The following is a 21,164-nucleotide window of genomic DNA, read 5'->3' as shown; positions in this document are numbered from 1 at the left end:
CATGAAAAATGCCGGGAGTACTGCAATACTCCCGGCTTAAATGTATGGGCTAAGCTTTTACTGAGTTTCCTTAACAGACACATTCACCCAAAACACGACGAAGTTATGCAATTAAACTTTAGGGGTAAAGTATTTTATGTACCCCAAACATCAACCTCCAAACTGTTTTTGACAATGAAGTTAACGGTTATCCTGATTATGATTGGTTGTTTACAGCTTAGCGCCAAAAGTTACTCGCAAACCATAACGCTAAGCACCAGCAATACCGCTATTGATAAAGTATTTGCCGCTATTGAAAAGCAAAGCGGTTTTTATTTTTTTTACAAATACAATGAAATTAAGCAGGCCAAACCCGTTACAATTTCTTTAAAAAATGCCACGCTTGAACAAGCCTTACACGAGTGTTTTAAAGACGAACCTTTTACTTACACCATTGATAACAAAACCATTATTGTAAATAAAAAGGAAGAGCAGTTGGTTATACCCGATAAAATAACCGTTAGCGGGCAGGTTCTTGACAATACCAAACAGCCATTGCCCGGTGTAAGCATCACCATTAAAGGTTCAAATACCGGGGTAATAAGCGGAATCGATGGTAAATACAGCATCCAGGTTGATGATAACGCGGTGCTGGTTTTCAGGTTTGTAGGATTTAAAACAAGGGAAGAGCCTGTTAACAAACGTGCGGTTATCAATGTATCCCTTGATGAAGATAACCAGCAAATGAGCGAGGTTGTAGTAGTGGGATATGGTAACCAGGAACGTAAAAACGTTACCGGTGCGGTTGGAACCGTAAAAATGGCCAATATTAAAGAGATAAAAGCTGCCAGCCTTGATCTGAAACTGGCAGGGCAACTGGCCGGCGTTACAGTAAACCAGGTTACAGGCACGCCGGGTGGCGGTGTTGCGGTTAACATCCGCGGCGCCGGTTCAGTGGGCGCCGGTGACAACCCGCTGTATGTGGTAGATGGTTTTCCACTCTCGCCTGGTTTCGATCAATATTCGAACCCCCTGAGCACCATTAACCCCGATGATATTGAAAATATAAGCGTACTTAAAGATGCTGCTTCAACCGCAATATATGGTTCGCGCGGTGCAAATGGGGTTATCATGATAACTACCAAGCGGGCAAAAAAAGGGGAGTCGTCTGTTACGGTAAATACTTCAACCGGTCTGCAATCGGTATTGCCCAAAAGCAAACTTAAAATGATGACGGCGGCCGAATTTGCTCAATGGCGCACAGAAGCTATCCAGGATGCAAACGCGGTTAACGGTACCAACAACCCAATACCCAACGAATATAAAAACCCTCAATCGCTCGGCAAAGGCACCGATTGGTTTGATGCTGTAACCCGCGTTGCGCCCATGCAAAATTACGATGTTACCATAGCTAACGGTACAGAAAAAGTACGGTCGTTGTTTTCATTAGGATACTTTGATCAGCAGGGTACTGTGCTTAATACTGCTTTTAAACGCTACTCGTTAAAGGCTACAATTGATGCCGATATAGCTAAGGGTTTAACCGTAGGGTTAAATATAGCGCCCACTTACAGCTTCAGAAATTTACAGGAAACAGACGGCCACTTTCTTTCGGCAGCATTAAGCCAGGCCTACCTGGAAAGCCCGCTTGTGCCGGTGAAACAACCTGATGGCTCGTATACCAACGTTGTCGGGTCGCCAGGTACTTTTCAAAATAATAACCCGGTAAGCTCCCTTGTAAATACAACCAACAAGCGCAACGAATTCAGGGCCCTTGCCAACACTTATATTGATTATGAAGTTGTTAAAGGGCTGAACATAAAATCAACGTTCGGGGTCGACTATCAAACCAAATCACAGGATTACTACAGGCCATCGTACCTGGGCGGGTTTAATGTCCCAAACCGCGATGGTAACCAGCAAAAAGCAGTAGCTTCATTCACCTCGCAAAATGTTTTTAACTGGCTCAACGAAAACAGCATCAACTACAAAAAAAACTGGGGCAGCCATACATTAACTGTATTGGCCGATTACTCCATACAACAGGAAAACTCACATGATCGTTTTACTTTCGGCACCGGCTTTCCTGATGATGCCATACGGTCTGTTGCCAATGCAACCATCATTACTGCTGACGCCGGCGACGCCGAGTGGCGTTTACAATCGTTAATTGGCCGGGTAAATTATGCCTATAAAGATAAATACCTGTTAAGTGGCTCTATTCGCCGCGATGGTTCATCAAGGTTTGCACCCGGGCACCGTTGGGGCACTTTCCCGTCGGTATCAGGCGGATGGCGCATTTCCGACGAATCTTTTTTTCCTAAAACGGCGGCAATTGACCAGGTTAAGTTTACCGCCAGCTACGGCCTTGCCGGTAATAACGATGTAGGGAACTATGATTACATTCCCGTTGTTGATGTAGCCAATTATACATTTGGCGGCGGGCTTGCACCGGGGGCTTCAATAACCGACCAGATTGGCAATACCGAGCTTGGCTGGGAAACCACCAAACAGCTGGATATAGGTATGGATGTATCGCTGCTAAAAGGCCGCGTTTATTTAATTGCCGAATATTATAACCGGTATACCCAACGGATGCTGCAGTATATCCCGATTCCTATCGTATCGGGCTATGGTTATGCTTTATCAAATGTGGGTAATGTACGTAACCGCGGATGGGAGTTTACGTTAACCACAAAAAATATAGTGGAGCGTAACTTCAACTGGTCAACCGATCTTAACATATCATTTAACCGCAATAAGGTGCTTGATTTAGGCCCTACACCATACATTTACGATGCACCTAAAAACGACAACCCTACAAGTATTACCAAAGTAGGCCTGCCCTTAGGCCAGTTTTATGGTTATATTTTTGAAGGTATATTTCAAAACCAGGCCGAGCTTGATAAATACCCTCATTTTGACGGCGAACAGGTTGGCAATGTCAGGTATAAAGATGTTAATGGCGATGGCGTAATTGACGGTAACGACCAAACCAATATAGGCAACCCCTGGCCCAAATTTACATTTGGTTTCAGCAATCATTTTTCGTACAAAAAGTTTGATCTGAATATCATTACAGCAGGATCGGTTGGCGGGCACGTGTTTGATATGTACAAGCAGTTTACAACCAATTTAGATGGGGTTTTTAATGTCGAGGAATCGGTTATTCATCGCTGGCGGTCTGCAAGCAATCCAGGAGCTGGAATATTGCCAACCACCGTTTCAAACACCAATCTTGCGCGTGATTATTACCCATCGTACTGGGTTGAAAGTAACTCGTATCTGTCGGTTAAAAACATTGATTTTGGATACAACTTTAAAACAAAGTTCACCCGGAATTTCAGGGTCTATTTCAGTGCCCAAAACGCCATCCTCCTAACCGGTTATAAAGGCGGTAACCCCGAGGTAGGGATTGAAGGGCAGCAGGGCAACAGGTCGCTGTCGCCCAACGTAAATTTTACGGGCTACCCTGTTTCGGCAGTTTACACGTTGGGATGTAACGTGACATTTTAATTGAAAATGAGTATTCAAACTAACGATGGTGAAACCATAACAACAGAAATCATGAAAAAATACATATATGTTTTCCTGGTACTTATTGCATGTAGTACGTGGAGCTGTAAAAAGGATTACCTTAACCTTCAGCCTGCCGATACTCAAAATACAACCAATTTTTTCAAGACAAAGGCACAGTTTATACAGGCGGTTAACGGAGCTTATGCACCGTTACAAGGCCTGTATAACGGCAGTTTTTGGGCAATGGGCGAAATGCGGTCTGACAATACATCATACGAGTTTGATCCTTATGACCGCTCCGGTACCAACAAAGAGGAAATAGATGAGTTTAGGGAGTTGAACAATAACGATATGGTAGGCGCTTTTTTTGAGGCCAGCTATACAGGCATTGGTCGTTGCAATGCTATTTTAGCACGTCTGCCCGCGGCCAAACTTGATGTGGCAGTTGCCGATACCATAGCCGGACAGGCCAGCTTTTTACGCGCATTCAACTATTTTAACCTGGTGCGTATGTTTGGCCGGGTGCCGCTGGTACTTAACGAGGTAGCATCGGTAAGCGAGGCTTACAAGGTAGCAACAAAGGCCGAGGTAGATGCTGTTTACGCGGCTATTATTGCCGATGCGCAGGTTGCAGTTGCCAAACTGCCGGTAACCTATGCCGGCGCCGCAAATAAAGGCCGGGTAACCAAGGGAACCGCCGAAACCATGCTTGCCGAGGTGTACATGACCCGGAAAAAATTTGACCTGGCCATTCCCTTGCTGCGGAATATTATTGCATCAAATGCTTATCATCTGAATACAGATTATGCCGATAACTTTGATAATAATAAAGAGAACGGCCCCGAGTCTATTTTCGAAATACAATACATTGAGGGTTCAAACGGACTGGGCAGCGATTTTGTAGATACTTTTATCCCCTGGGATTATTATGACTCGGATGTAACCGGTTTTGAGATAGCCAACGGCGCGCAAAATGGCTGGAATATTCCAACCCAGGACCTGGTTAACGCCTACGAGGATGGCGATAACCGTAAAGATGCCTCGTTAATTGAATTTACATCTGATGAGTACGGCGTGGATTTGCCCTTTATTAAAAAGTTTGCAACCACCAGCGCCGTGCAGGGTGTAACCGGCAAAAATTTCCCGGTGTACCGCTATGCCGATGTTTACCTGATGCTGGCCGAATGCCTTAACGAGCAGGGATTTGTGGGTGGCGGCGATGCTTTTAAATATTTAAACCTGGTACGCGAACGGGCCGGCCTGGCCGCTAAATCCGCCGGGAATGATGACCCTGCTTTAAATGTTTCGGGGCAGGATGCCTTTCGCGATGCCATTGCGCATGAAAGGCAGGTTGAATTGGCGTTTGAAAATCACCGCTGGTTTGATCTTTTACGTACCGGTAAGGCCGTTGCTGTAATGACAGCCCACGGCGCCCGCGAAAAAGCCTTTAAAAAACCTTACTGGAATGTTAACTCTGCTGCTTACGCTAATATCCGCCTGCTTTTCCAATATCCGCTAACAGAAGGAACACTGGAGCATTAATTATTACTTTTTTTGCCCCGCGAAACTTTTGCGGGGCTTTTTCCGTTTATTGACATAATAATGCTATTACCACATCATTTTTACTGTTTTATAGCTAAAATATGTGTGGTATTTAAAACAAAAAACGTTCTAAAGCTATATTTAGTGCATGAATTATACTCAACAAATAAGTGTGCTCAAAAAAGTATGCTTAAATATCGTTTTGTTAGTTTTTATTTCTTTCAGCAGTTTTTCCCAGGTTAAGCCGTTACCGCCGCCGCCGCTCACAGTTGATAACCTTATTTGCGAATACAAAACCAATCCCATATCGGTTGCTGTTGCCAATCCCCGTTTAAGTTGGAAACTGGTATGCCCGGAGCGCGACATTCAGCAAACATCCTATGAAATAAGAGTTGGCAGCAATGCCGTATCGTTAACAAAAGGCAAGGATATCATCTGGGGTACAGGCCGCATTTATTCCGCTCAGTCTATCCAGGTTTATTATGGCGGGCCTATGCTTGCTTCGCGCCAAAAAGTTTACTGGCAGGTTAGGGTATGGGATAACAAAAACCGGGTAAGCCCCTGGTGTATGGTCAACTTTTGGAAAATGGGTTTGCTAAACCCAACCGACTGGTCGGCCAAATGGATCCAGGATACTTACCCGTCTGACACCACCGGCGGCCCGGCGCCCATGTTCCGCAAAAGTTTTAAGTTAGATAAAAAAGTGCGTGCAGCACACTTATACATCACCGCGCACGGTGTTTTTGAAGCGCAAATAAATGGCAAACGTGTTGGTAATGATTATTTTGCCCCCGGCTGGACGAGCTATAACAAACGCCTGCAATATAATGTGTATGATGTTACCGCCAATATGCTAAAAGGCGCCAACGCCATTGGCGTAACCGTTGGCGATGGCTGGTACAGGGGCTATACTTATAACCGTAAAAAAAATATATATGGCAGCAAACTGGCCCTGCTTTGCCAGTTGGAATTAGTATATACTAATGGTAAACGGGAAATAATTAATTCAGATAAAAGCTGGAAGGTAACTTATGGCCCAATACGCTCGTCATCTTTTTTTGATGGCGAGGTTTATGACGCCCGCAAGGAAAAAAACGGCTGGACAAGTCCCCTTTATAAAGACATGGGCTGGGATACGGTTAAAATGGATACGACCATAAGGAATAACCTGATTGCCACCACCGGCCCGACTGTAAAAAAACACGAGAAGTTTTTGCCCTTAAAGGTATTTACCACACCGGCAGGCGAGCGGGTTGTCGATTTTGGCCAAAACCTGGTAGGCTGGGTGCAGTTTAAACTGAAAGCAAAGGCAGGCGATACCGTCAGGCTTTACCATGCCGAAGTGCTGGATCAAAAGGGAAATTTTTACACCAAAAACCTGCGTACCGCCAAACAGGAAATTACCTATGTTTTTAAAGATGACAGCCTTGCCACTTTCGAACCTCATTTTACCTTCCAGGGGTTCAGGTTTTTAAAGGTGGTGGGTTATACAGGCCCGCTGGATTCCACAAATTTAGCTGCTTATGCCGTTTATTCGGATATGGCGCAAACGGGCAAATTTTCCACTTCAAACCCATTAGTTAACCAGTTACAACATAATATTCAATGGGGGCAAAAAGGAAATTTTATTGATGTGCCTACCGATTGCCCACAGCGCGATGAACGCATGGGCTGGACGGGGGATGCACAGGCTTTTTGCCGTACCGCCACTTTTAATATGGATGTGGCAGGCTTTTATACCAAATGGCTGAAAGATTTAACAGCCGATCAGCATAAGGACGGCGCGGTACCTTACGTGATACCCAATATGCTGGATAGCGCATCGTCAGCCGCATCCGGCTGGAGCGACGTGGCCACCATAGCCCCCTGGAATATTTACCTGGCTTATAACGATAAACAGGTGTTGCAGCAGCAATACGAAAGTATGAAGGCATGGGTGGGCTACATTCAGCTGCATAGCCGCAATTACCTGTGGGATACAGGCAACCACTTTGGCGACTGGCTGTTTTACGCCGGTACCAATTACGAAGATGGTGCCGCACTAACCGACAAAAACCTGATAGCGCAGGCTTTTTATGCCCACTCAACGCAATTGCTCATCAATGCAGCCAAAATATTGGGTAAAAGCGATGATGTACAAAAATATTCGCAGCTGTTGTATAATATCAAAAAAGCTTTTAACAGCGAGTATGTAACACCCAACGGGCGCATGATATCGGGTACGCAAACATCCTACGTGCTGGCATTAAATTTTGATTTGCTGCCCGAGAACCTGAGGGTATCGGCAGCAAAAAGGCTGGTAAAAAACATTGACGATTATGACGAGCATATCACTACAGGTTTTTTAGGCACACCCTACATTTGCCATGTTTTGAGCCGCTTTGGCTTTACAGATATTGCTTATGACCTGCTGATGAAAGAATCGTACCCATCGTGGCTATACCCGGTTAAAAACGGCGCCACAACCATTTGGGAGCGCTGGGATGGTATTAAGCCCGATGGAACCTTTGAAGACCCCGAAATGAACTCCTTTAACCATTACGCCTACGGTGCCATAGGCGATTGGATGTACCGGGTAATTGCCGGCATTAATACTGATGAGGCTGATCCGGGGTTCCACAAAATTATTATTGCGCCAAAGCCGGGCGGTAAATTAACCAGCGCGCAGGCCGAACTGGAAACCCTGTACGGCAAAATAAAATCGGCATGGAGTATTGATAATGGCATATTTACCCTGGATATTGTAGTGCCGCCAAATACTACGGCGCATGTAGTTTTGCCATTGGTAACAGATCAGATCACCGAAAGTGGCCTGGATTTTAATACCGAAGAAGAGATCACCGAAATTAAAAAAGTTGGTAATGATGAACAGATGAATGTAGTTTCGGGTACGTATCATTTTGTGTATACGCTTAAGGCCCCGGGAAAAAAAAGCTGACAACCGGACGATTTATGGAATAATAAAGCATGGCAAATACAATAGTTGGCGATAAGGCCACCAGTACCAGCAGGCCGCGACTACTTTCGCTTGATTTTTTTCGCGGCTTTACCGTTGCGGCTATGATCCTGGTAAATGATCCCGGCGATTGGGGGCATATTTACTGGCCGCTGGAACACTCTAAATGGAATGGATGCACCCCCACCGACCTGGTGTTTCCCTTCTTTCTTTTTATGGTGGGGGTATCCATCGTTTATGCTATGCAGGGCAAAAAGTCAGATGAAGCAAATCATGGTAAAGCTATCCTTTCTATACTGCGACGCACATTAATCATCGTTGCATTAGGCGTTTGCCTGCCATTGATCAGCGATTTTCAGTTTGCGCATCTTCGCTTCCCCGGCGTATTACAGCGCATAGGGGTGGTGTTTGGCATTACTGCCATTATGTACCTGAAAACGAATACCCGAACACAAATTATGATAGCTGTGAGTTGTCTAATGGGCTATTATTTAATCATGACTTTTGTGCCGGTACCTGGCGTAGCTCACCCCAACCTTGAAAAGGAGACCAATTTGGGCGCTTATATCGATAGGATAGTTTTTACCACCAATCATCTTTGGCAGGCCTCGAAAACCTGGGACCCCGAAGGGCTGTTGGGCACTATACCCGCTATTGGTACCTGTTTGTTAGGCGTATTTGCCGGCACCTGGCTTAAAAGCGACCGGCTTAAAAACGGCAACGAAATTTTAAAACTTACCGGTGCGGGCGTGCTGCTGGTGATACTTGGCTTAGTATGGAACACGTTTTTCCCTATCAATAAACAATTGTGGACAAGCTCATTCGTGCTGTTTACCGCCGGGCTGGCTATTATTATCCTGTCGTTATCGTATTGGCTTATTGATGTAAAAGGCTATAAAAAAATCCTGCCGCCATTCCTTGCCTTCGGCCGCAATGCCATAGCCGCCTATGTTTTAGCCGATGTGATTCCGGAGATATTATCCATCATCCCGGTTACCGATAACGGGCATAAAACAAATATCTGGTCGTACATGTACTTTCACCTCCTTACGCCCAATTTTTCGCCAGAGAATGCGTCGCTGATATCGGCCATACTTACGGTTATCATTATATTTATCCCTGTTTGGATATTGTACATCAAAAAAATCACCGTAAAAATTTAAGTCCCCCTTTACATTACATGAGCAACATCAGCATAAAGTATTTAGCCGCGATTTTTATAAGTACTTGTATCAGTTTACAGGTAAAGGCACAGCTACACATTATACCGCAGCCTTTGCACATAACCGAACAAAAGGGCAGCTTTGTTTTAAGCAGTAAAGCAGTTATCGGGGTTGATAAAGAAAGCGAGGCTGTAGGTAAATACCTGCAAACCTATCTTGCTACTTATTATAAGCTGAATTTGAAGCTTAAAGTTTATCCTAAAGTTCCGGCTGCTACAGCTATCCAATTGGTAACCACGGTAACCAATAAAGAAGGCGCTTATAATCTGGTGGTAAAACCCGGCACGGTAAAAATAGCGGGCAATGGTGCCGGCGTGTTTTACGGGGTACAATCATTAATTCAATTATTACCGGGGCGGGCCGTTGCTCCTTTAAAATTAGCAGCATGCCGAGTTGCCGATGAGCCCCGCTTTCAGTGGCGTGGTTTAAGCCTGGATGTAAGCCGCCATTTTTTTACGGTTGATGAGGTTAAAAGGTATATTGATGTGATGGCGCATTACAAACTGAATGTATTTCATTGGCACTTAACCGATGATGAGGGCTGGCGCATCCAGATTAACAAATACCCAAAACTGACCGAAGTTGGTGCTAAGATCACCTATTATGAAAAACAGGGGAAATTTCGCAAGCTGGATAATTTGATTGATGGTGGTGGCAGGGATGGGTTTTATACCCAGGCTGAGATTAAAGAAGTGGTAAAATACGCGCAGGACAGGTTTGTAACCATCCTGCCCGAAATTGAAATGCCCGGCCACAGCGAAGCGGCTATATTTGCTTATCCCGAATTAGGCTGCCAGGATTCCACCGGTGCCAAACACCGTGTACGCATGCTGGATCCGGGCGAGTATACTTTTACATTTATGGAAAACGTGCTTACCGAAGTGATGGCGCTTTTTCCTAACCAATACATTCACATTGGCGGCGATGAAGCCGAAATGGTGGATTGGCTGAAAAGCCCTACAGCAGTAGCCCTGATGAAAAAGGAGGGCCTGAAAAGCGAGAAAGAAGTACAAAGCTATTTTATTAAACGAATAGAAAAATTCCTGCTCTCCAAAAACAAAAGACTCATTGGGTGGGACGAGATATTACAGGGTGGCCTGGCCGAATCGGCCACGGTAATGAGCTGGCAGGGCGAGGCGGGCGGTATAGCCGCGGCAAAAATGCACCACCATGTGGTGATGACACCACTGCCTTATATGTATTTTGATGCCCCGCAGGCCGCCGAGGATCTGGAACCGGTGGGATGGAACCCAACGGTAACCTGGCAAATGGTGTACAATTACGAACCCATGTCTAAAGAGCTTAACGCCGAAGAGGCCAAATACATTTTAGGCGCCCAGGGCAATATCTGGGCCGAAAAAGTGCCCACTGCAACACACCTGCAATACATGGTTTACCCGCGTGCTTTAGCGGTAGCCGAATTAACCTGGTCGGCAGCGGAAAATAAAGATATAGATAGATTTGCCTATAAGATGAAGCAGCAATACGGCTACTTCAAACTCTGGAACTGGAATGCCCGCCTGCCCGATATTGTGGGTATGGATAACATTGTAACCAACAGCAACCAGTTTGGCCTGGTGCTTAAATATCCGCTGTTGGGCGCGCAGGTACGTTATTCGCTTAACGGCAAAATGCCCGATAGCACCGCTAAACCACAATCGTTCCCCATAAAAATCAATACCATGCTGCAGGATACCTTCAACATTAAAACTTATACTACCTGGACGCTGAATAAGCAGCATATTTTGCAGGAGGCCATGATCAGGCATGTGGATGTTAAGCCCGTGGTTATCGACCAGGCTGCGTTTACCCCCGGCTTCAGCTACCGGCTATTTAAAAGCAAGGAATACAATATTGATAAAGTAGATACCACACAGGTGGTTACAACTGCTATCATCAATTCGGCCACGCCAATGGTGCTGCCGGTAACAGACGGAAACCTCACTTGGGTAAAAGTAAACGGCTTCATCCGGATTAATTCCGACGGTGATTACCAGCTTACTTCGGGCTTTTTAGTTAGCCCGGCGCTGTTTATCAACGGCGAGCAGATCATATACCGGGGTAAGGATAAGTACGCGCAGCCGCAAAAGGGGATGCTGCATCTTAAAAAGGGAGCCTATGCCATTAGTGGTCATTATATTGCCGATAATACCAACCGTAACGAGGATTTGCTGATTATCAAAGCTGACGATGGTAAGGTAATAGATCCACAGGTTTATATGTTCCATCAATAAACGTTTGATATGAGGTTATCCTGGTGCCCGAAAGTCGTTTTGTTGCTATTTTGCCTTGCTGCGGGTCGTACAGCCTATGCCCAAACATATGGTAAATATGTAAACCCTTTTATAGGCACATCGGCAACCGGTCATACATTTCCCGGCGCTACCGTTCCCTTCGGATTGGTGCAGCTAAGTCCCGAGACCGGCAACTTTGGCTGGAATTATTGCTCGGGCTATCGTTATGAAGATAGCGTGATTACCGGTTTTGCCCATACCCATTTAAGCGGCACCGGCGGCGTTGATTTGGGCGATGTACTGTTCTTTCCATTCCAGGGGAATGACCCCCAAAAATTCACGAGCAAATTCTCGCACCAAACAGAAAAAGCGTCCCCGGGGTACTATGAGGTTGTTTTAAGCGATCACAACATCAAGGCACAGCTTACAGCCACAGCACATACCGGTTTGCATCGTTATACATTTAACAAATCCGGCAAGTCGCATTTGCTTATTGATATGCAAAGCGGCCTGGTTGAGGATGCCGAACAATTGAAAGAACATGTGTCTGAAGGTAGCATTACCATCAATAGTAAAACGAACATCAGCGGGTATGCCAATACCAGTCAATGGGTTGAGAAGAAGGTGTTTTTTACCGCTACGTTCGGTAAGGCCTTTACCGGCTATCATTTTATTGATGGCGATGCCCATCGCCGATTGGTTGTTGATTTTGACAGCCAGCCCGGCGAAACTATTGAAGCCAGGGTTGCCATATCCACGGTCAGCACCGATGGAGCCCTTAAAAATCTTGCTGGCGAAACGGGCAATAAAACCTTTGCACAGGTTAAAACCGGGGCGGCCAAAGTTTGGGAAAACTATTTTTCCCGGTTGAAGGCCGAGGGAGGAGACGAGCAGAAAACAGCCTTTTATACCAGTGTTTATCATGCCCTTATCCAACCCAATAATATTGCCGATGTAGATGGCAAATACCGCGGAGCTGATGGCTTAGTGCATCAATCTGCCGATAAGGTTTATTATTCTACGTTATCGCTGTGGGATATCTACCGGGCAGCTCATCCGCTGTATACCCTCATCTGCCCCGATAAAGACGGGCAGATGGTCGAGACTATGCTGCAGCACTTCAACATAGCCAAATTATTGCCGGTATGGACATTGTTTGGCAAAGAAAGCTACGCCATGATAGGTAACCATGCTGTCCCGGTTATAGTTGATGCCAGCCTGAAAGGGATTAAAGGGTTTGATAAAGAACAAGCATTTGCAGCCATAAAAGCTACCCTGACTATTAATAAAAATCCCAAATACAATTGGGACTTGTATATGAAATATGGCTACCTGCCGTCAGACTCAGTAAAGCGCGAGGCGGTATCGCGTACGCTGGAGGCTGCTTATGATGATTGGTGCGCCGCTCAGTTAGCCAAATTGCTGGGCAAAACGGCTGATTATAATTACTTCAGTAAACGGTCTTCCTTCTACAAAAACCTGTTCGATAAATCAACCAACCTGATGCGGGGTAAACTGGCCGATGGCAATTGGGTACAACCATTTGCCCGTTTGGATAGTGGGCAATTGGCCATAGGCGGCGATTATACCGAAGGCAACGCCTGGCAATACACCTGGCAGGTACAACAGGACATTCTGGAATTAATGAAATTGATGGGAGGTAGGCGAGCCTTCCTAACCAAACTCGATTCGCTGTTTAGTATGGACTCCAAGGTTTTTGGTAAAGGCTCAACACTGGATGTTACCGGGTTGATAGGGCAGTATGCGCATGGCAATGAGCCAAACCACCATATTGATTATTTATATACGCTTGCCGGCGATGCTGCTAAAACGCAACGGCTGGTAAGGCAAATTGCCGATCAGTTTTACCAAAACAAACCCGACGGTTTATCGGGGAATGATGATTGCGGGCAAATGTCGGCATGGTATATTTTTACAGCCATGGGCTTTTACCCGGTTAACCCGGCCGATGGTAAATATGTGTTTGGTGCGCCCCAGTTGAGTAAGATTAGCCTGGCATTACCCGGTAATAAAAATTTTGCGATCATAGCCAGGAACCTAACGGTAGCCAATAAATACGTGAAGAGTATCAGCCTGAATGGGAAGCCTTACATGAAGAATTATATCAGCCATAAAGATATTTTGAAAGGCGGGAAGCTGCTTTTTGTGATGGGGGATAAGGGAAACGAGGCCTTAAAAAAATGAAGGCTTGCACTGTTGGGGCAAACGCATCTAATTGGGTTAACATAACTTAACACATTTCAGATAAAATATTTATAAGTATTTAATAATCAATATTTTATAATTTATCATGGTTGACACTAAACTGATGTATTGCGCAATTACGGCGCATCCAAATATTGGTGCCTGTTGTTGGCCGATACAGGTGCCAAAGGTGCCCGGGTCTTTTTACCAGGATCAGGCAAATGTATCAGAGCTTCTCAAATGCTGCTTAAATTGATATCCTAGGATAGCTTCCAAATTCTCGCTCTTTACAATTTTCCACTCTTTCAATTCATCTATAAAGTCGGGCTTATCAAGTCCGGAATTTATGGCTGCCTGGGTATAGAACACCGATTTTACAGGATGATCTGGTGCACATCCGTTAAAAAGATATCCAAAGGCATGGTGGCCAATAATAGCTTTTGTTAGTCCTATGCAATCATCCAGGTGAATGAGGTTAACCGGCGCATTCCCATTTGGGATATTTTTTTTACCCGCAAAGAACCGTCCGGGATTTCGGCCGGGGCCGATTAATCCCGCGAAGCGGATAATGGTTGTTTTAAATGCCGGGTCATTTTTGAACAAGTTTTCGGCTTCCAGCAGAATTTTGCCCGATTCTGTATCCGGCAACGGAGGGGTGCGCTCATCTACCTCGCAGTTCAAATCGGCATATACTCCCGTCGAACTTATAAAAACAACCTTTTTTACACTATGCCGCTCAATAGCGCTTATAATGCGCTGTATTTTAGGAATAAATTCGGCACCGGCGCCCGATCTGGCTTTTGGGGGTATCGCGATAAAAAGTACTTCGCAATCAAAGAAATCAGCGTTATAGGTTTCGTCATCTGCGGAGAAATTGACCAGGTATGGCTCAATTCCTTCATCAGCCAGCAAAGCTATTTTTTGCTCCGATGTGGTTGACCCTTTTACCTTTATCCCATCGTTAATCAGCGCTTTTGCTAATGCCAGGCCATACCAGCCGCAGCCTAATATACTGATGGTGTTTTTGTGCTGAAATGCAGTTGTACTCTCCAAATTTAATACTTTGTGACAAAGGTAATTAAATATTTCAGGGCGTTTAATAACGTAAATATCTGTACCGGGGTTAAACTTTTTGCCAGACCTAATCGTTATTGGAGTATGAAGAAAGAAATCTTGGCAACTTCTGTAGTATTGGGTTTGGCCGCTGCTGCTGCTTTGGCATTGCAACAGGCAAAAGAAAAACCTTTGGAAACCGTAAATTACGTCGACATAAAAAAATACCTGGGCACCTGGTTCGAGGTAGCCGCTTTTGAGCAGCCTTTTGAAAAAGGATGTTCCTGTACATCGGCAACCTATGGCCTAAATAAGGATGGCAGCATCATTGTTAAAAACAGGTGTATAAAAGGCAATAAACTTAAAGTAACCGAGGGGCGGGCTACCGTGACCGATAGAGGCGTTAACTCCAAACTTGACGTGCAGTTTTTTTGGCCTTTTAAAGGAAAGTATTGGATTATCGACCTGGCTAAAGATTACAGCTATGCTATGGTTGGACACCCTAATCGCAAATTTTTGTGGATTTTGAGCCGCAGGCCAACGCTGGATGACCAAACTTATAACCAACTAATGGTGCGTGCTGCAAACAAAGGATTTGACATACGGCGGCTGGTAAAAACCGAGCAAATAGGGGATCTGTCGGGGATATAAATAGTAGTAAGTAGTAAGTATCAAGTAACAAGATTTTTTGATTTCGGATAACGAATTTTTGAACTTGAAACCTTGCTTAAAGTCTTACTACTTGATTATAACCAGCTATTGGTACGTGCCGCAAATAAAGGGTTTGACATACGGAGGCTGGTAAAAACCGAGCAGATAGGCGATCTTTCGGGGATATAATAACTGATTTTTAATATCTGCAATGGCTTAATCAAAAATGGTTAGGCCATTTCTGTTTTTAGTGCAACAGGTTTGATGTTAGTTTATGTAATAAAGTGCTGATTGAAAATTAACTTAATGATAATGTTGTAATAACCTATCTAAAATAAAACATAGGTTATTAATATCTTTTAAATAAACAGTTCATAACTATTTGGTACTTATCGCAATTTTTGATAATTTTCCGTAAAATTTTTAACTCAAACATTCTTTAAAATTCCTAAACCGATATTAATGAGGAAACTTTACCTTATCGCTATTTGCTTTATCCTGTTGTTTTTTTCAGAACGCATTTATGGCCAGGCTCCCGCAATCAGTTACAGCGGTGCAGTGAAATTTACAGTAGGCACAAAAGCAACCCTTGCCGCGCCCAGGAATACAGGCGGAGCAATACCCAAAGAAATTTATTCAAAAGTTAGTACGTTGGCCGGCAGCGGATACTATGGCTACAAAGACACCCTGGTTAAGTATGCCAGGTTTGAAAATCCTACCAGCCTGGCTTTTGATAGTAAAGGAAACATGTTTATAACAGATGCCAATTTAAACATGGTAAGGAAAATTTCGGTTAATGGTGTAGTAAGTACATTTGCGGGCAATCCCAAAAAAGGTGTGAAAAACGGTCAGGATACCGCCGCAAGGTTTAACTACCCAACCGGTGTTATTGTAGATAAAAACGACAATGTTTATGTTGCCGATTTTGGAAATAACATGATCAGGAAGATTACGCCCAAGGGTTTGGTAAGTACTTTTGCCGGTGGTGTTAATGATGGCTACAAGGACGCTAATGGTACTGATGCCCGTTTTAGCCATCCATATGGACTGGCTTTAGATCCTTTGTCCGGTGGTATCATAGTTGCCGATACTTATAACAATAGGATAAGGATGATTTCATCGACAGGAGATGTTATAACTCTTGTGGGAACGGGTGCACCGGGCAGGAAAGATGGGTATCCCGGGCAGGCAACGTTTTATGTGCCGTATGCAGTTGCGACAGATAAGAAAGGGAATATTTATGTTGCCGACCAGGGCAATAATTGCATCAGGAAAATTTCTAACTACACAACTGTCTCCACTTTTTCTGATACCACTTACACATCAGCTTATGGCGTCGCCGTAGATAACCTGAACCGTGTATACCTTTCAACTGTAGAAGCATTCAGCATCATTCAGTTTGACAGTAATGGTAAACAAACCAGCCCGTTACCATTTTCAGGCGGCTCTTATAAAACTTATAATGATGCTACCGATACGCTGAGCAGTTACCGGGGCAGCATGGGCTTAACGTTTGATGGCCAAAATAATATCATTGTTGCGGACGCGGGTAACGGCCGTATTCGTAAAGTGGCTGTAAACGGTTACACTGTTCATCCGCGTTTGCCGGCGGGCCTTGGCATTGATAGCACGGGGGTAATTAGTGGGGTACCTTTATCTATATCGCCTGCAACAGATTATACCGTTACGGCCTATAATAGCTCGGGCTCGTCAAGTGCAAAAGTAAATATTACGGTCGGTATCGGCTCGCAAACTATTACATTTAATAAACTACAGGCTGTTACCTACGGTGCTGTTGATTACAGCCCCCTGGCCACAAGTACCGATACCGTGATCAAGATTCGTTACAACAGTAGTGATACCACTGTGGCAACCATTGTTAAAGATAAAATACACATTAAAGGCGCAGGTACAACCACCATAACCGCCAACCAGGATGGGAATGCCAATTATAAGGCGGCCTTGCCTGTTAGCCAGCCCTTAACAGTTAATAAAGCGGTTTTAACGGTTACTGCAGATGATAAAATAAAAACCATCCTTAAAGACAATCCGGCTTTAACCGTTAGTTATAAGGGCTTTGTTTATGGGCAGGATACAACTGTAATACTTACCAGGCCTTCCATCAGTACCACGGCAACCACAAATTCCGCAGCGGGTACTTACCCCATAACCGCGACAGGGGCTACTGCAAAAAATTACACGTTCAATTATGTGGCCGGCAAGCTGATTGTGGCACCCGTGCCTGTAATTACAGCTACAGGGTCAACAACCATCGTTAAGGGTGGCAGTGTTACGCTGTCGGCTTCCCCATCAACCGGCTATACCTATCAATGGGCGGTTGATGGGAAGGAAATAACCGGAGCCACAACTAATTCCTATATAGCTACCAAAACAGGGGCTTATACAGTTGCCATCACCGCAAATAATTACACTACTTATTCATTATATATCAGCGTTTTATCGCAGCTGCAACTGCCGCCCAATAATTTCAATATCAGCGTTGTAAGTGCAACCTGTAAGGGAAGTAACAATGGGCTCATCCATATAGCGGCATTGCAAAAACTTAAATATACTGCGGCATTAACAGGAAACGGGCTGAGCAAATCTTATCCCTTTACCGATTCATTAACGGTGAACAACCTGTCGCCAGGCGAGTACAGTATTTGTTTTTCGGTTGACGGCGAAATTTTCAGCCAGTGCTTCCAGCTAAAAGTTACCGAACCGAAGGACTTGTCGGTTTACTCCACTGTTGATCCAAAGCTTAATAATTTGAATTTACAGCTGGATGGCGGTACATCGTTCCAAATAGTATTGAATAGCGTAACCTATAATACTACACAAAAGGAAATTAGCCTTCCGCTGTCTGCCGGTTACAATAAACTCAGCATCACAACAGATAACTTATGCCAGGGCGTAATTGAAAAAGTTATTATAGTTGCCGATAAGGTTGTACCATTTCCCAATCCGTTTCAAAATGTGCTTAATGTTAATATTGGTAACCAAACTATTAATAACGTGGGTGTAAACGTGATTAATACCATGAGCGGTAAAACTGTGTTGAATAGCAAATACACCAATCAATCGGGCGTAATACAGCTTGATATGTCGGCCCTTCCAAATGGGGTGTATTATCTTAATTTAAACCTGGATAACAATAAATCCGGCTATAAAATTGTAAAAAAATGATGAAGCGTATTTTAAGTGTAGTAGCAATATTGGTTATCCTATCGTGCGGAAAAAAAGCGCCAGCGCCTGCGCCGGGTATAGCAACTTTATCCGCGCCGCTAAAAGATCAGCCCTGCCTTACCGGTACAGTACTATCAGCCACAGAAAGTTCGGTGTCTTTTTCATGGAACGCGTCTTCGAACACAAACCAGTACGATTTAACGATTACAAACCTGCTAACCAAAGCAGCAACAACGCAAACCACATCTGCAACCAGTGCAACGGTAAAACTGCTCCGCAACACTCCTTATTCCTGGTACATCGGTTCCAAATCGAATAAATCTTCGGTTGTAACCAAAAGTGATACCTGGAAATTTTACAACGCCGGGCCGGGAGTTGTAACTTATGCACCCTTCCCTGCCGAAATTACAGCACCTGCATTTGGCGCCGTTTTAAGTGCCGGTACAACCAAAGTAAACCTTACGTGGAAAGGAAGCTCGGTAAGTTCAAATATTGTAGCTTATGACGTGTATTTTGGCCCATCGGGTAATCCTGATTTGTTCAGGAACCACATTACGGATACTTTTGTTAATGATGTAACGGTAGGAGCAAATACCACTTATTACTGGCGTGTAGTTACTATAGATGCCAACGGTAATATCTCCGATTCAGGGACATACAATTTCTTTGTTCAGAAATAACAGAACTGTAAACGAGAGCTTAGAGGTCTGTCTAAATTGGGTTCGCTAATGTTTTTGATACAGCTAATGAAGAGACAATGACGTATATGGCATGGCGGCGACGACTCACCCCGGCTACGCTGCGCTGGCCGACCCTCTCTCCGGCTGAAGCTGCAAAGAGGGTTTATTATTTAAAGAAGTTTTATAGTCAGGCATTTACATCGGAATGGTTTCCCAAACCCTCTTTGCGGCTTCAGCCGGAGAGAGGGAGGTCGGGCGTAGCCTCGACCGGGTGAGTTGTAGCCTGCATTCAAACGAATGTTTATGTAAATTCCGATACGTTATTGGTGGGTATGAAGCAATGACGTTTTTTTATTTTTCAGACAGCTTATTTCAGACAGCTTATTAAAAGAAAACGCCGCCTCATTATAAAAATGCAGGCGGCGTTTGCTATATATTACATTTCTTAAAACGCGTATCCCAATGTCAGGAATGCGTTATTGTTGGTCTTCTTCAAATTGGCTCCGGGGCTGCCTGTACCTATTTCATAGGGGTAAACTGTTTGGTTGCCGCTTAAATGCGCATAAGTGGCATCAACATAATAGCTACCAAAGCGTACACCAATACCACCAGTTACGGTTTTAATATCGCTGCCGTTGGTTTTTAGCGGGCTACCCTGTATGCCGTAACCGCCGCGCAGGTAAAACATGCTGTTAAGGCGTGCCTCGGCGCCTATACGGGCGTTTACGGTTGAGCGGTACAGTGCTTTTATGTTGCTGTTATCAAAATCGGCGCTATAGCTGTCGTTGCTGCTGATGTGGGTAGTAGTGTAATCAATATAATCCACATCGCCCGATATGAAGCCGTATTTGCCTATAAAAATGGCAGCACCGCCGGTTAATTTTAAGGGAGTGCGCATGTTATAGGATAATGGATACTCCACCGGGCCGTTTTTAAAGCTGCTGTTATTGGCAAAGTTGGTGTTCAGGCCTTCGGAGTACGAGTCGTCAATGGTATAATAGGTAGGTGATGTAAAGGTAAAGCCCAAACGTAAGGCGTTAACAGGTTTATAAATTACCCCCAGCTTAACATTAGCGCCAGAGCCCTTGGTAACCTGGTCTTGAACAAAATTGGAATTAAAGCCAACATTTGTGCCTATATTGTTAACCAGAATATTTGCTGTACCTGTTTCGTTGAACACGTTATAGGAATTGTAACGGATGTCGGAAAAAGATACTCCTAATCCAAAATATAGCTTGTTGCTGTAGTTTGCGCCAAATGCCAGGTTAACTTCCGATTGTCCGCCTGTGCGGATGGTGTTATTTAATTGATTTACAGTTCCATATGCATTTCTGCGATATTCGCTGCCGCCGCCGGTGGTGGCATAGCTATCTATCAGGTTTTGTTGGTAGGCCCAGTCATCCAACCCACCATCGCTTAGCTGGCCGTTTGAATTGGCAATTCCCGCGTAATAGTCGCCTATGGAGTTGCTTGTGTTTTTACCGCCGTAGGTAATGTTTTCATAAAAATTATTGGTACGGCTGTATGCTGCGCCGTAGTTGATACTTAGCCATCCTTTGGTTTTATCACGGCCTTTTGGCGTGCTCAGCCGCTGGTAAATTACAACTGAAGCATTGCTGAAATTCAGGTTGCTTTTGCTATCGGTATTAAACTGGCCAAGGTAGGTTGAATTTACTTTCGACCCGTCAAACTCCGGTGTAATACTTGCCTCGGAGTGTGTAAAAAAGCCAAGCCCTGCAGGGTTACCGCTGATAGAGCTCAAATCGCCGCCAATAGCTGTCCCCGCGTTCCCTATTCCTTTGATGCGTGATGTTGAACCTGTTTGAAAGGTGCTGAAGCGAATAGCATCCTGCGAATATTGCGCAAAACTATCTTTTGTAATTGCTACTATAGCAATCACACTAAGTAAATATTTAATCTTCATAGATTTAAGCTG

The 21,164-nt window shown here is 44.5% G+C and carries 11 protein-coding genes; 9 read left to right on the top strand and 2 right to left on the bottom strand.

What is annotated here, in order from left to right:
• Positions 1-105: 105 nt before the first annotated feature.
• The 6 genes from PQ469_RS17930 (at position 106) to PQ469_RS17905 (ending at position 13,658) form a co-directional block, all read left to right on the top strand.
• Positions 106-3,495, top strand: coding sequence for a TonB-dependent receptor (locus tag PQ469_RS17930; protein ID WP_274208903.1), 3,390 nt, complete (start codon positions 106-108; stop codon positions 3,493-3,495).
• 51 nt (positions 3,496-3,546) lie between these two features.
• Entirely contained in the window at positions 3,547-5,040 is a 1,494-nt protein-coding gene (locus PQ469_RS17925; protein ID WP_274208902.1) for a RagB/SusD family nutrient uptake outer membrane protein, read from the top strand.
• Between the two features lie 148 nt (positions 5,041-5,188).
• Positions 5,189-7,978 (top strand): glycoside hydrolase family 78 protein, encoded by a 2,790-nt coding sequence (locus tag PQ469_RS17920; protein WP_274208901.1) that lies wholly within the window; start codon positions 5,189-5,191, stop codon positions 7,976-7,978.
• Between the two features lie 29 nt (positions 7,979-8,007).
• Positions 8,008-9,159 carry an acyltransferase family protein gene (locus PQ469_RS17915; protein WP_274208900.1) on the top strand — a complete coding sequence of 384 codons (1,152 nt, stop codon included), beginning with the start codon at positions 8,008-8,010 and terminating at the stop codon, positions 9,157-9,159.
• 17 nt (positions 9,160-9,176) lie between these two features.
• The gene (locus PQ469_RS17910; protein ID WP_274208899.1) at positions 9,177-11,453 is read left to right on the top strand and encodes a beta-N-acetylhexosaminidase; all 2,277 of its coding nucleotides are present in this window, start codon (positions 9,177-9,179) and stop codon (positions 11,451-11,453) included.
• 9 nt (positions 11,454-11,462) lie between these two features.
• Positions 11,463-13,658 (top strand): GH92 family glycosyl hydrolase, encoded by a 2,196-nt coding sequence (locus tag PQ469_RS17905; protein WP_274208898.1) that lies wholly within the window; start codon positions 11,463-11,465, stop codon positions 13,656-13,658.
• A 213-nt stretch (positions 13,659-13,871) separates the two neighbouring features.
• On the opposite strand, the gene PQ469_RS17900 is transcribed toward PQ469_RS17905, so the two are convergent.
• A complete protein-coding gene (locus tag PQ469_RS17900) occupies positions 13,872-14,711 on the bottom strand; it encodes an SDR family oxidoreductase (RefSeq protein WP_274208897.1) in 840 nt (279 codons plus the stop codon).
• A 105-nt stretch (positions 14,712-14,816) separates the two neighbouring features.
• On the opposite strand from PQ469_RS17900, the gene PQ469_RS17895 reads away from it, so the two are divergent.
• The 3 genes from PQ469_RS17895 to PQ469_RS17885 all read left to right on the top strand — a co-directional run bounded on the left by PQ469_RS17895 (position 14,817) and on the right by PQ469_RS17885 (position 19,228).
• The gene (locus PQ469_RS17895; RefSeq protein ID WP_090645796.1) at positions 14,817-15,362 is read left to right on the top strand and encodes a lipocalin family protein; all 546 of its coding nucleotides are present in this window, start codon (positions 14,817-14,819) and stop codon (positions 15,360-15,362) included.
• 462 nt (positions 15,363-15,824) lie between these two features.
• A complete protein-coding gene (locus tag PQ469_RS17890) occupies positions 15,825-18,548 on the top strand; it encodes an MBG domain-containing protein (RefSeq protein ID WP_274208896.1) in 2,724 nt (907 codons plus the stop codon).
• Positions 18,545-19,228, top strand: a complete 684-nt coding sequence (locus PQ469_RS17885) for a hypothetical protein (protein WP_274208895.1) — start codon at positions 18,545-18,547, stop codon at positions 19,226-19,228. Before PQ469_RS17890 ends, PQ469_RS17885 begins: the two co-directional genes overlap by 4 nt.
• 445 nt (positions 19,229-19,673) lie before the next feature.
• Here the strand turns inward: PQ469_RS17885 and PQ469_RS17880 are convergent, their stop codons facing one another.
• Positions 19,674-21,152 (bottom strand): OmpP1/FadL family transporter, encoded by a 1,479-nt coding sequence (locus PQ469_RS17880; protein ID WP_274208894.1) that lies wholly within the window; start codon positions 21,150-21,152, stop codon positions 19,674-19,676.
• Positions 21,153-21,164: the final 12 nt, after the last annotated feature.

Source organism: Mucilaginibacter sp. KACC 22773 (assembly GCF_028736215.1).
Classification (GTDB): Bacteria; Bacteroidota; Bacteroidia; order Sphingobacteriales; family Sphingobacteriaceae; genus Mucilaginibacter.
The sequence above is the reverse complement of the archived record's forward strand: the minus strand, read 5'-3'. Positions and strand labels throughout refer to the sequence as shown.